Annotated in this window: 7 protein-coding genes; 4 read left to right on the top strand and 3 right to left on the bottom strand. The window is 74.6% G+C overall.

Annotated elements, in window-relative coordinates:
• Positions 1-26: 26 nt before the first annotated feature.
• Positions 27-3,500, top strand: coding sequence for a BTAD domain-containing putative transcriptional regulator (locus ACFY60_RS03430; RefSeq protein ID WP_388610180.1), 3,474 nt, complete (start codon positions 27-29; stop codon positions 3,498-3,500).
• Here the strand turns inward: ACFY60_RS03430 and ACFY60_RS03425 are convergent.
• Both ACFY60_RS03425 and ACFY60_RS03420 read right to left on the bottom strand, forming a co-directional pair.
• Entirely contained in the window at positions 3,487-5,211 is a 1,725-nt protein-coding gene (locus ACFY60_RS03425) for a sigma-70 family RNA polymerase sigma factor (protein WP_388610232.1), read from the bottom strand. The two genes, ACFY60_RS03430 and ACFY60_RS03425, sit on opposite strands and share 14 nt — an antisense overlap.
• Positions 5,212-6,177: 966 nt before the next feature.
• Positions 6,178-6,993 (bottom strand): TetR/AcrR family transcriptional regulator, encoded by an 816-nt coding sequence (locus tag ACFY60_RS03420; protein WP_388610233.1) that lies wholly within the window; start codon positions 6,991-6,993, stop codon positions 6,178-6,180.
• Positions 6,994-7,343: 350 nt separating this feature from the next.
• Here ACFY60_RS03420 and ACFY60_RS03415 point away from each other — a divergent pair, with 350 nt between their 5' ends.
• Both ACFY60_RS03415 and ACFY60_RS03410 read left to right on the top strand, forming a co-directional pair.
• Positions 7,344-8,708, top strand: coding sequence for an NAD(P)/FAD-dependent oxidoreductase (locus tag ACFY60_RS03415; RefSeq protein ID WP_388610181.1), 1,365 nt, complete (start codon positions 7,344-7,346; stop codon positions 8,706-8,708).
• A 106-nt stretch (positions 8,709-8,814) separates the two neighbouring features.
• A complete protein-coding gene (locus tag ACFY60_RS03410; RefSeq protein ID WP_388610184.1) occupies positions 8,815-10,464 on the top strand; it encodes a SpoIIE family protein phosphatase in 1,650 nt (549 codons plus the stop codon).
• A 186-nt stretch (positions 10,465-10,650) separates the two neighbouring features.
• On the opposite strand, the gene ACFY60_RS03405 is transcribed toward ACFY60_RS03410, so the two are convergent.
• Positions 10,651-11,943, bottom strand: coding sequence for an MFS transporter (locus ACFY60_RS03405; protein WP_388610186.1), 1,293 nt, complete (start codon positions 11,941-11,943; stop codon positions 10,651-10,653).
• A gap of 130 nt (positions 11,944-12,073) precedes the next feature.
• Between ACFY60_RS03405 and ACFY60_RS03400 the strand changes: the two genes are divergently transcribed.
• The gene (locus tag ACFY60_RS03400; protein ID WP_388610188.1) at positions 12,074-12,619 is read left to right on the top strand and encodes a MarR family winged helix-turn-helix transcriptional regulator; all 546 of its coding nucleotides are present in this window, start codon (positions 12,074-12,076) and stop codon (positions 12,617-12,619) included.
• Positions 12,620-13,020: the final 401 nt, after the last annotated feature.

Here is a 13,020-nt window from a genome sequence, read left to right as displayed (position 1 = left end):
CCCCGCCCACCGGCCACAATGACCCGGTGCGGTATCTCATCCTCGGCACCACCGAGGCCCTCGGCCCCGACGGCAGCCCCCTCCGCCTCGGCGGTGCCCGGCTCCGGGCGCTCCTCGCCGCACTCGCGCTGCGCGGCGGCCGGCCCGCCTCCGTCACCGAACTCGTGGACGACGTCTACGGCGACGAACCGCCCCGGGACGCCCCCGCCGCCCTCCAGGCCCTCGCCGGCCGCCTGCGCCGGACCCTCGGCCCGGAGGCCGTCCTGTCGGTACCCGGCCCCGGCTACCGGCTCGCCGCCCGGCCCGAGGACATCGACCTGTACGTCTTCCGCCGCCGGGCCGCGGAGGCGACGGCCCGGCTCGACGCCGGGGACCCGGAAACCGCCGCGGCCCTCTTCCGGGACGCGCTCGCCCTCTTCCGCGGCCCCGCCCTCGCCGACCTGCCCGGTCCGGCGGGCCTGCGCCCCGAGGCCCAGCGGCTCGCCGCCCTCCGCCGGCGCGTCGAGGCCGACCTGCGGCGCGGCGCCCCCGGGCTCGTACCGGAGCTGACCGAACTCACCGCCACGTACCCCTACGACGAGGCCTTCCACGCCCAGCTGATCCGCGCCCTGCGCGCCGAGGGCCGCCCCGCCGACGCCCTCGCCGCCTTCGCCTCCGCCCGCCGCACCCTCGCGGACTCGCTGGGCACGGACCCCGGCCCGGCCCTGACGGCCCTCCACCACGAACTGCTGACGGGGGAGGTGGGCGCGGGGCCCGGTACGCCGGCCCCTGCCTTCCCCCGGCACCCCGCCGATCCGGCGACCCCGGCCGCCGCCGGGCCTCCGCCCCCGGAACGGGCCACCGGCGCGGCGTCACCGGCGACCGCGGAGACCAGCGGCACGCGGGCCCTGACCCCTGCCGAAGCGCCGACGCGCACCGCCGCCGCGGAACCGGCGCGTACCGCCCCCACCGCCCCGCCGGCGCACACCGCCCCCGCGGCCCCCACCGTCCCGCACACCCCGCACCCCGCCACCGGCAACATCCGGCCGCGCCTCACCTCCTTCGTCGGGCGGGAGCCCGACCTCGCGGCTCTGCGGGAGGACCTGGCGGGCTCGCGGCTCGTCACGCTCACCGGCCCCGGGGGGTCGGGCAAGACGCGGCTCGCGGAGGAGGCCGCGCGGCGGGCCGCGGGAGCCGGTGCCTGGATCGCGGAACTCGCACCGCTCGACGACCCCGACGCCCTCCCCGGCGCCGTCCTCTCCGCGCTCCGGCTCCGGGAGACCAGCCTCATAGGGCGCGACGGCGCGCCGCTCCAGAACGACCCGACCGCCCACCTCGTCGAGCACCTCTCCGCGCGCCCCTTCCTCCTCGTCCTCGACAACTGCGAGCACGTGATCGACGCGGCCGCCGCGCTCGCCGAGACGCTCCTCACCCACTGCCCCCGGCTCCGTGTCCTCGCCACCAGCCGCGAACCCCTCGGCGTGCCCGGCGAGACCGTCCGCCCGGTCGAACCGCTCCCGCCCGACCCGGCGCACCGCCTCTTCGCCGAGCGCGCCCGCGCGGTGCGCCCCTCCTTCGACCCCGACCGGGAAGCGGCGGCCGTCGCCGAGATCTGCCGCCGGCTCGACGGACTGCCGCTCGCCATCGAACTGGCCGCCGCGCGGCTCCGGCTCCTCACGCCCCGGCAGATCGCCGACCGCCTGGACGACCGGTTCCGTCTGCTCACCTCCGGAGCCCGCACCGTGCTGCCGCGCCAGCAGACCCTCCGCGCGGTCGTGGACTGGTCCTGGGACCTCCTCGACCCGGACGAGCGGGCCCTGCTCCGCCAGGTGTCCGTCTTCGCCGGCGGCTGGGACCTGGCCGCCGCCGAGGCCCTGGCACCGGACGCGGCCGACACGCTCGGCGCGCTCGTCGACAAGTCGCTGGTCGTCGCCACCCCCACCGAGGCGGGCGAGATGCGCTACCGGCTCCTGGAGACCATCCACGAGTACGCGGCCGAGCGGGCCGCCGAGACCCCGGAGCTCCGCGCCGCCGCCGAGGCCGCCCACACCGCCCACGTCACCGCCCTCGTCGAGGAGGCCGAGCCGAAGCTCCGCTCCCGCGAGCAGCTGCCGTGGATCGACCGGATCGAGCGGGACCTCGACAACATCCGCGCCGCGCTCCACCGCACCCTCGTCACCGACCCCGACGAAACGGCCGCGCTCCGCCTGGTCTTCGCCATGGGCTGGTTCTGGTGGCTGCGCAACTACCGTGCCGAGGCCCAGGCCTGGGTGGCCCGCGCGGTGGCGCTCGGCGACGACCCGGAGGACCCCGCCGACCCGCGCCACTGGCCGCGCATGCGCCTGCGCATGCTGCAGTTCTTCCTCGCGGTCGAGACGGAGGACTCGACGGGCGCCTTCGAGGACCGGGGGTGGACGGAGGCACTCGTCCGCCGCGTGCGGGCCGCGTTCGAGGACCGGCCGGGCCCGGAGGCCGCCCACTTCCCCGGCCTGCTCTGGCCGTTCACCGCCTACCTCACCGAGGAAGCGGCCGTGATCAGGGACCTGCTCGACACCGCCGTGGACAACTGCCGCCTGCACGGCGGTGACTGGGAGGTCGGCGTCAGCCTCATGTTCCGTACGCACATGGTCATCGACATGCCCGGTGACCTGCCCGGGGTGGACGAGGCCCTGGTCGAGCTCCGGGAGATCGCCCGGCGCGTCGGCGACCGCTGGATGGCGGCGCAGATCGCGAGCGCGGCGGGCGAGGCCCACACGATGCGGGGCCGCCACGCGGAGGCCGGTGAGGCGTACGAGGAGGCGCTCGCCCTCGCCCGCGAGGTCGGCGCCCACGCCGAAGCCCCGTTCCTCCTCGGACGCCTGGCCGAACTGGCCTACCGGGCCGGTGACCTGGAGGCCACCGAGGCCGGCCTGGACGAGGCCTCCCGCGAGGCCGAGCGCTACCGCGTGCGCGGCACGCAGACGTACATCTGCTTCCTCCGCGCCTCCCTCGCCCTCCACCGGGGCGATGTCACGGAGGCCCGCGCCCAGCTGGAGGAGGCGGACCGGACCGTCGCGATCGGCACGCCGCCGCCGCACTTCGAGGCGGTGATGACCGGGCTCGCCGCCCGCGTCGAGGCGTACGAGGGGAAGGGCGCCGCCGCCGTCGCCAGGGCCGCGCGGGCCCTGCGCTCGGCACGGGACCTGCGGTGCGCGGACTTCATCATGGCGGGCATGGGGGACGGGCTGGCGGTCGCCCTCGCGGAGGCGGGGGAGACCGCCGCCGCCGTACGGGTCCTGGCCGCCGTGGACGACTGGCGGCAGGGGACGCCCCGCTCGTTCCCGGAGCTCCAGGACGCCCAACGGGTGGCGGCGCGGGCCCGGGCCCGGCTGGACGCCTCCGCCGTGACGGCCGCCCGCGCGGCGGGGGCGGGACTCGGCGTGGACGAGGTCCTGGATCTGGTCGAGCCGTTCGCCCGGGCCGTCGGCTCCGTCGGCTCTCCCGTCCCCGCCGGGCCGGCGGGGAAGGTCAGGCGCAGCTGATCCTGGACATCGCCCAGTCGGCGACGGCGACCCGGCCGAAGGGCGTGTGGTCCTCCACGACGAGCCGGAGGATGGAACGGCCGGTGAGGTCGACGTGCACGGGCTGCGGCGGGTCACCGGGCCTGACCACGTCGGAACGCCAGAGCCGTTCGTCGTCCCCGTACACGGAGAAGCGGACGCCGCCGACCCCGAGCGGGGCACTCAGATCGTCGATACCGACCGTCGCGTCGTAACCGGTGCACTGCCGGTTGAGCCGGATGACCAGGGAGGACGGCGCCTGGACGCTCACGCCGTGCGCGTAGGGGGTGCCGCCGATCGAGAGCCCGCCGCGCTGCCACATCCAGGTGCTGTCGGCGAGGGACACCTCGGGCTTCGTACCGTCCCCGAAGGTCGCGTACTCCAGCTCACTGACCTGGTAGACGGCCGGTGGCGACGGCTTCGGGGAAGGTTTCTCCGGCGTGGGTGTCGGCGTCGGCGTGGGCGTCCGGGTGGGGGGCGGGGCCGACGTGGGTGAGGGGGGCGGCGTGGGCGTGGGAGTGGGGGTCGGTGGGGCGGTCGGCTGAGGGGTCGGCGTCGGAGTCGGGGCCTGGGTGGGGGCCGGAGGCGGGGCCGGCGCCTCGGCGGATACGGGCGGCGGCGGCACCGGTTTCGGCACCGGTTGTGGCTTCGGCTTCACCGACGGGGGCGGCGCGACGGGAGTGGTGACCGTCGGCGCGGGCTCGGGCGCCGCCACCGGCCGGGGGTCTCCGGCCATCGCCCAGACGAGGCCGGCCGCCGCGGCGACGGCCACGGCGGCGGCGATACCGGCCTTCGCGGGCGCACCGAGCCCCTCCGCGGCGGCCCCGCCGGCGGCAGCGCCGCCCGAGGTGCCGTTGGCCGCGGCCGCCGCCCCGGCACCGGCCGCGCCGACGGCGCCGCCCGCGACGACTCCGGCGGCCTTGAGCGAGTACCCGGCGGCGAACCAGCCGATGACGGCGACCGGCAGGAGCGCGGGGATCCCGGCGTTGACGTGCGCGAGTTCACCTGCGGCGAGCCGGCACTTGACGCACTCCTCCAGGTGCTTGCGCAGTCCGCGTTCGGCCCGCATCCGCAGACCGCCGCGGGCGTAGGCGCCGAGCCGGTCCGCATACCGGGCGCAGTCGCCGCCCGCGGTGAGGGACTGGCTGACGTGGGCCTGGAGATAGGCCTGCTTGAGCCCTTCGCGGGCGCGGCTGGCGAGAACGGCGGTGGCGTTGGCGGTCAGCCCGAACAGCGGGGCGACATCGCTGGGCGACTCCTCCTCGACGGTGGTGTGCCAGAGCACCGCCTGCCAGCGCTCGGGCAGGGACCGGAAGGCCTGCATGGCGAGCGACTGCTCGGCCTCGTGCATGGCCTTCACGTCCGCGCCCAGGTCCATCGTGTCCTGGTCGGAGACCTCGGAGGAGCGCGCGGCCTCGGCGGCGAAGACGGCGAAGTCGTCGACGAGGTGCTCACGCTTCTGCGACCTGACCCAGGTGGCGGCCACCCGGCGGACCGTGGTCATCAGGTAGGCGCGCACGGCCTGTTCGGGCCCGGCGCCGCCGCGTACCGCCTGGAGGGTGCGGGCGAAGACCTCGGCGGTGAGGTCGTCGGCCGTGTGCGCGTCCCGGCAACAGGTCCTGGCGTAGCGCCGGACGGCCTCGGAGTGGCGGCGGAACAGCTCCTCGTACGCGGTGTCGTCGCCCTCGCGCATGCGCTGGACGAGGTCGGCGTCGGACGGCGGCAGCTCCCGTGGCGGCGGCAGCACGGAGTCGTACCCCTCATCGCCGCCGGCCCCCGGTCCCGCCCCCTCCCCACCGTCCACGAGGGCACCCGCGGCCCCGGTCTCCGCAGCCCGCGTGTACGCGCCGGGCGCCCCGGCTCCCGTGGTCCCGGTGTACGCGCCGGCAGCCTCGGTCCCCGTGGTCCCGGTGTACGCGCCGGCAGTTCCGGCTCCCGTGGTCCCCGCGCTGTCCGTGTAGGCGCCGGGCTCTCCGCCCCACGCGGCTCCCGTGTACGAGCCGGCGGTGCCCGAATCGGCGATCCCGCCCGGCTGCGCGCCGGCGGCCCCCGTACTGTCCCACCCGGACGGCGCCGTCCCGGGAGTCGCCCCCGCGACGCCCCCGGCCTCAGCACCTCCGGCACCGGCGGGTCCCGGACGGGCCTCAGCACCTCCGGAGCCCGCGGACCCCGGCCAGGCTCCGGCGGACCCCGTCCCCGCCCCCGCCCTCGCTCCCGCGCCCTCGCTCCCGGCGGGCGCCTTGCCCTCGCGCTGCGGTGGCACGCTCGCGTCGGCCGGGACCGGACCGTCGCCGGTGGACGCGGTCGGCTGTGCCGGAACGGCGGGAAGCCCCGGCGGGCCGCCCTGGCTCGGTACGTGTCCGGAGGACAGGCCCCCGGCTTCCGTGGCGCCGCCGTTGCCCGGTGGATCGTCCCGACTGTCACCGCTCATGGCGGAAGCCCCCGTAAGCACGCTCGGATCCGAACATCGGCCAAGCCTGCCACAGCGCGCGGGCACGCCGAAGCGCCGCGTCCACTTACCACTCGTCCGGGGCGACTTCCTGTATCCGGGCGTGACCGCTCACACGTGCGTGGCATGCTCGTTGGTCCGCCCGGACCAGGAAAGACGCGCTCCGCCGCTCGCACCGCCCCGTGGGGCAGGCCCTCCCGGGGCCCGTCCCTACCGGGAGCGGAGTCCTTCGAGCAGGATGTCGAGGAGACGGGCCGAGGCCGCCGCCTGGTGGGCCGCGTCCGGCAGCGCCGGAGCGGCGGTGGCTATCACCAGGAGCACATCGGCCACGGTCACGTCCTTGCGCAGCTCGCCCGCCGCCCGGGCCCGCTCGACCAGCCGGCCGACGACCTCCAGCAGCTCCGCGGCGCTCGCGTCGTCCCGCTCGTCCGCGGGCACCGCGCGCGGCGCGACCACCCGCGCGTCGGCCTGCTCGGCCACGACGGCGCGCTGGGACGGCACCCGCGCGTCCTCCGCGACCGTTCCCGGCTCGGCGTCCGCTCCGGCGACGGCCGGAACCACACTCTCGTCCACGCCGACCCGCAGCACCTGCGGCGGCAGCAGCCGCCCGGCGCCCGAGGCCACCGAGGTCCGCAGGAACCGCGAGAGCGCCGACCACGGCTCGTCCTCCTGGCCCAGCGCGGCCCGCGCCTGCTCCGTCAACCGGGAGGTCTCCTCCTCGGCTATGCGCCGCACCAGGACGTCCTTGCTGGGGAAGCGCCGGTAGACCGTGCCCACCCCTACCCGGGCGCGCCGCGCCACGTCCTCCATCGGCGCCCCGTAACCCAGCTCGCCGAACACCTCGCGCGCCGCGCGCAGGACGTGCTCCAGATTCCGCTGGGCGTCCACCCGCAGCGGCGCGGACCGGCCGCCGGACACCGGCGAGGTGCCCGCGCCGCTGCCGTTGCGCAGCTCGGCGACGGCCGTACCCTGCTCGTCGCCGGCCGTGCCGACGACGCTCTGCCAGCGTGCTTCCTGCATGTGCATAAGCGTTCCCCCGCTCATGATGTCTCCCCCCGGAGACTCCCCGCCCTGACACGGGGTCCGGCTCGCGAGCGCAGCGGTCACGCGCTCAGCCCCGGAACCCCGATGAAGTACGAACATAGTTGAGTCGGAGTCAATTCAGAAGGGGGAGTTCCGCACGGTCCGCCCCCCGATCGGAGCAAGGACCGGAACTCACCCGATTCCGACCCCGCTCCCCGCCCGCCACCCCCACCCTGACCTGCGGGGTTCTCCGCGCGAGCCGGGCGCACGCCACCCCACGCCTCCGTACCCCTCCGGTCACACAATCCGTCGAGCCTGTGGACAAACCACGGTCGGCGTTGCGTCATGGGACAGTGACCGAACCTGCGCGCATTCTCGTGGTCGGCGGTGGCTACGTCGGCATGTACACCGCGCTGCGCCTCCAGCGGCAGCTCGGTGCCGAGCTCAGAGCCGGTACCGCCGAGATCGTGGTGGTCACCCTCGATCCGTACATGACGTACCAGCCGTTCCTGCCCGAGGCGGCGGCCGGATCGATCTCCCCGCGCCACGTCGTCGTCCCCCTGCGCCGGGTGCTGCCCCGCTGCCGCGTCCTGATCGGCGAGGTCCACTCCGTCGACCACGCCGCCCGGACCGCCACCCTCTCCACGCTCGCCACCGAGGAGGAGGGCACCGGCGACACCCGGCTCGGCTACGACGAGCTGGTCATCGCCCCGGGGTCCGTCTCCCGCACCCTCCCGGTCCCCGGCCTCGCCGACCACGGCATCGGCTTCAAGACCGTCGAGGAGGCCATCGGTCTGCGCAACCACGTCCTCGAGCAGCTGGACATCGCCTCCTCCACCCGCGACCCCGCGCTCCGCGCCGCCGCCCTCACCTTCGTCTTCGTCGGCGGCGGCTACGCGGGCGTGGAGGCGCTCGCCGAGCTGGAGGACATGACCCGCTATGCCGCCCGCTACTACCACAACGTCACACCGGAGGACCTGAAGTGGGTCCTCGTCGAGGCCACCGACCGCATCCTCCCCGAGGTCGGCGAGGAGATGGGCGGGTACGCCGTGCGCGAGCTGCGCGGCCGGAACGTCGACGTACGGCTGCGGACCCGGCTCGAGTCCTGCGAGAACCGCGTCGCCGTCCTCAGCGACGGCACCCGCCTGCCCACCCGGACCGTCGTCTGGACCGCCGGGGTGAAACCCGCGCCGGTCCTCGCCGCCACCGACCTGCCCCTCGACGAGCGGGGCCGCATCCGCTGCACCGCCCGGCTCACCGTCGACGGAGTCGAACACGCCTGGGCCGCCGGCGACGCCGCCGCCGTCCCCGACGTCACCGCCCGCGAACCCGGCACGACCTGCGCCCCCAACGCGCAGCACGCCGTCCGCCAGGCGCGGGTCCTCGCCGGGAACCTCGCCGCCTCCCTGCGGGGGGAGCCGCTCAAGGAGTACGCGCACGCGTACGCCGGCTCCGTCGCCTCCCTCGGCCTCCACAAGGGCGTCGCGCACGTCTACGGGCGCAAGCTCAAGGGGTACCCGGCGTGGCTGATGCACCGCGCCTATCACCTGAGCCGGGTCCCCACCTTCAACCGGAAGGCCCGAGTCCTGGCCGAATGGACCCTCTCAGGCCTGTTCAAACGGGAAATCGTCTCCCTCGGATCCCTGGAACATCCCCGGGCCGAATTCGAACTGGCCGCCTCTCCACCGCCCGGTCCCGGCGACAAGCCGTCGGCCTGACATCACTGTCAGTGCACTCCTCCACACTGGACGTGTGACCATAGGTGGATCCACACCTGCACAGCGTGACTCCGCACGGCACCCACACCACGAGGCATACAGATCCGTGAACTTCACCCGTTGGAGCGCCCGGCTCCCCGGCACGCAGCGCCGCGCGGCGCGGGGGACCGAACGCTCCGTGCCCGCCGCCCGCGGTGAGTACGGTCAGCAGCCGGAGCAGTCCGCCGAGGACGGCGCCGCCGGGCGGGCCGACGTGCCCGCCCTGGAGGAGTTCTCCGTCCGCGACCTCATCGGCCGGCTCCCGGGGCTCGTCGCGCTCGTGCACGGCCCCGACCACCGCATCGCGTACGTGAACGAGGCCTACGCGGCCGCCTTCGGGCCCCGTCCGGCGGGCGCCACCGTCGCCGCCGCCTGCCCGGAGGCGGAGGAGCTCGGCCTGCTGCCGCTCATGGACCAGGTGCTCCGCAGCGGCACGCCCCGTACGGTCAAGTCCCGGCGCACCCAGGACGGCGGCTCGTACACGGTCACCTGCCTGCCCGTCGACAGTCCGCGGACGGGAGGCGCGGTCCTCGTCCACGCCGCCGACGTCACCGACCACGCCGACGCCGCCGAGCGGCTCCGCGCCAGCGAGCGGCGCCACCGCGAGACCGCCGTCACCCTCCAGCGGTCCCTGCTGCCGCAGGAGCTGGAGCAGCCCGACGACCTGCGGATCGCCGCCACCTACCAGCCCGGCGGCACCGACGCGGCCGTCGGCGGCGACTGGTACGACGTCATCACCCTCGGCGCCGGGCGCACCGCGCTCGTCATCGGCGACGTCATGGGCCGGGGGGTCCGCGCCGCCGCCGTCATGGGCCAGCTCCGCACCGCCGTCCGCGCCTACGCGCGCCTGGACCTGCCCCCGCACGAGGTGCTGCAACTCCTCGACGGCCTCGCCGCCGAGATCGACGCCAGCCAGATCGCCACCTGCGTGTACGCGGTCCACGACCCCAACGAGGGCAAGCTCGTCTACGCCTCGGCCGGCCACCTCCCGATCCTCGTGCGGGACGAGGACGGCACCGTCCGCCGCGCCGAGGACCCGACCGGCCCGCCGCTCGGCACCGGCGGCTGGCTCCACGCCTCGGGGTCCATCGCCCTGCCGCCCGGTTCCACCGCCGTCCTCTACACGGACGGCCTGGTGGAGCGCCGCCGCGAGGACATCGACGAGGGCGTGGCCGCGCTGGCCCGGGCCCTCTCGGGGGCGAGCGGCACCCCGCAGGTCGTCTGCGACCGGCTGCTGCGCTCCCTCGGCGTCACCGCCGAGCACGACGACGACGTGGCGGTCCTGGTGGTCCAGCACCCGTCCCGCGAAGGCGCGGACGCCGAGCTGTTCCACAACGCGGCCCTGGAGCTCCTCGGCGGTGTCGAGGCCGCTCCCCGCGCGCGTGCCTTCGCCTCCGGTGTCCTGGCGAGCTGGCGCTTCCCGGTCGAACTGCGCGACCTCGGCGTCCTCGCCACCAGCGAGCTGGTGGCGAACTCCCTCCAGCACGGCACACCGCCCATGCGGCTGCGCCTCCGCCGTACCGACCGGCGCCTGATCATCGAGGTCACGGACGGCGACGACCACCTGCCGCGCCGCCGCCGGGCGGAAACGGAGGACGAGGCGGGTCGCGGTATCTCGATCATCGCGACGATCGCCTCGTCCTGGGGGAGCCGCCGCACTCCGGGCGGCGGCAAAGCGGTGTGGTGCGAATTCGCCCTTCCGTCCCGCGCGGGTTAGGCCGTGTCTTTCGGATCTTGCCGGGCTCGCGGCGTCTGGCACCGCGCCTCGCTGCGTTGTCGTCGGTCGCCGATGCTCCGCATGGACTCCCTCCTCCGCCTTGCGATGCACGGCGCCAGACGCCGCTCCCTGATCCGGCCTGATCCAAAAGACACGGCCTAGGGGTGTCTTCCGGATCGGGCCGGATCAGGCCGCGGCCGTCTCCCGCTCCGGCCGGTGCTGTGCGATCACCTTCGACGGCTTCGCGGCGAGCGACGGCTGGTTCTGCTCGGGCGTGAGCTGCCGGCCGAGCCGGACCGCCAGGAAGGTGATGCCCAGCGAGAAGAGAATGAAGGTCACGATGTACGGGCCGTGGAGGGCCGCTCCCATCGGGCCGCCCACGGCGGGGCCGACGGCCAGCGCCAGCTGCTTCACCAGGGCGAAGGCCGAGTTGTACTGCCCGACCATCGCCTCCGGCGCCAGGTCGGCCACCAGCGGCGCCACGGTCGGCGACAGCATCGCCTCACCGAGCCCGAAGAGGGCGTACGTGGAGACGAAGGCCGCCGTCGCCATGGCCTGGCTGCCGTGCCCGAGCCCCGCGTATCCGGCGAAGATCCAGGCCACGGTCCAGATGAGTCCCACGGCCGCGATGACGCGGGTGCGCCTGCGGCGCTCGACGAACTTCAGGACCAGGAACTGGGCCACCACGATGACCGCGGTGTTGGCGGCCAGGGCGATGCCCAGGGTCGACGGCTGGATGCCGGCGGCCTCGGTGCCGTAGGCGGCGAGACCCGACTCGAACTGTCCGTAGCAGGCGAAGAAGAGGACGAAGCCGAGGACGCAGAGCTGCACCATCGCCTTGTGGCCGAGGAGCGTCCGCAGTCCGCCGCCCGCACCGCCCTCGGCGGGACGGGTGTCGCGCAGCGCGGGGGAGCCCGGCATCCGGACCGTGCCCACGACCACGGCGAGGACGAGGAACATCACCGCCTCGATCGAGAACAGCAGCAGGAAGCTGCCCGGGCGGCTCTCGTCCACGAGCTGACCGCCGATGAGTCCACCGACACCGAGCCCCAGGTTCTGCAGGAAGAACTGCAGGGCGAAGGCCCGCGTGCGGCCGGTCGGCGAGGAGCACCAGACGATCATCGTCGCCAGCGCCGGCTGGAGCACGGCGGTACCGGCGCCGAGCAGCGCCGCAGCCCCCACGGCCGCCGGCACGCTCGACGCGAGCCCCATGGCCACGGCCCCCACGGCCGCGACCACGGAGGCGACGAGCAGCACCGGCACGGGACCGCGCCGGTCGACGGCCCGGCCGCTGAAGGGGAGGACGACGAGCGCGGCCATGGCGAAGACGGCGAGGACGATGCCCGCCGTCGTCGCGCCCAGATCCCGCACCTGTGCGACGTACACATAGAGGTACGGCACGGTGAAGCCGAGTCCGAACGCGCTCAGCGCGCTGCCTGCCTGAATGCGGCGCATCGCGGCGCCCCTCACCTTGGTCACACTCACCCACTTCGGTCGGAGGTTCAGAGGTGTACCCCTGAAACCTCAAGACTTCAACACTAAAGTTCGATGCTTAACTGTACACATGGAAGGACTTCAACGCCAACGACTGCCGTGGGATACTCCCCGCATGTCCGACACCGCTCCGCAGGAGCCGAGCCTCGACGAGCAGATCGCCGCCTATCAGCGCGAGTTCCGCGATCTTGATCCCCAGGTGGAGAAGGTCGTCTCCGCCCTCGGCCGCCTGAACCGCCGCATGAACGTGGCGTACGGCCGCCAGCTCGCCGACCTCGGCATCAGCAACGCCGAGTGGGAGGTCCTGAAGACCCTGGTCCTCGCCGGCGAGCCCTACCGCCTGGGCCCGGGCGAGCTGGCCAAGCGCCTCGGGCTCACCCCGGCCGCGATGACCCACCGCATCGACCGCATGGCGGGCGAAGGCCTGGTCACCCGTGACCGCGACGAGAACAACCGGGTGCGCGTGATCGTCGAGCTGACGGACGAGGGACGCTCGAAGTGGCTGGAGGCCATGCGCATGGCCACCGCCTTCGAGGAGGACCTCCTGCAGGACCTCACCCCCGAGGAGCGCGGCGTCCTGGGCGACGTCCTGATCCGCCTCCTCCGCCGCGTGGAGCTCACCCAGCCCGACGCCGGCGGCCGCCTGACGGACCTGGACTGAGAGCCCCGCAGACCTCACCAGGCGGGGGTTGACACGCCCCGCACGGATACGTAGTGTTCTCCGAGTTGTCACGGAGCCGGAACGGTTCTTCGACAGCCACTCCCGCCGCTGACGCGGCACCTCACCTCAGCACGATCTCCCTCTCGGGACGATTTTCGGCATGCCGAAATTCATTTCGAATGACTCGATTATGAGTCGCCGGGGAAATCCGCTAGAGTTTGAGACGTCGGAACGGCCCAACAGCCGGAAAGACAACCCCTTCTGACGGGGAATCGGACGCCGAAAGGATCTGATAGAGTCGGAACCGCCGGAAGGGCCCGGAGCGAAAGCGAAAGGGACCGGAAAGCACCGAGGAAATCGGATCGGAAAGATCTGATAGAGTCGGAAACGAAGGAAGCGCC

It is taken from the genome of Streptomyces sp. NPDC012827 (assembly GCF_042900905.1).
Lineage (GTDB): Bacteria > Actinomycetota > Actinomycetes > Streptomycetales > Streptomycetaceae > Streptomyces > Streptomyces gulbargensis.
Note: the sequence above shows the minus strand (reverse complement) of the source record. Positions and strands in the feature narration are given on the sequence as shown.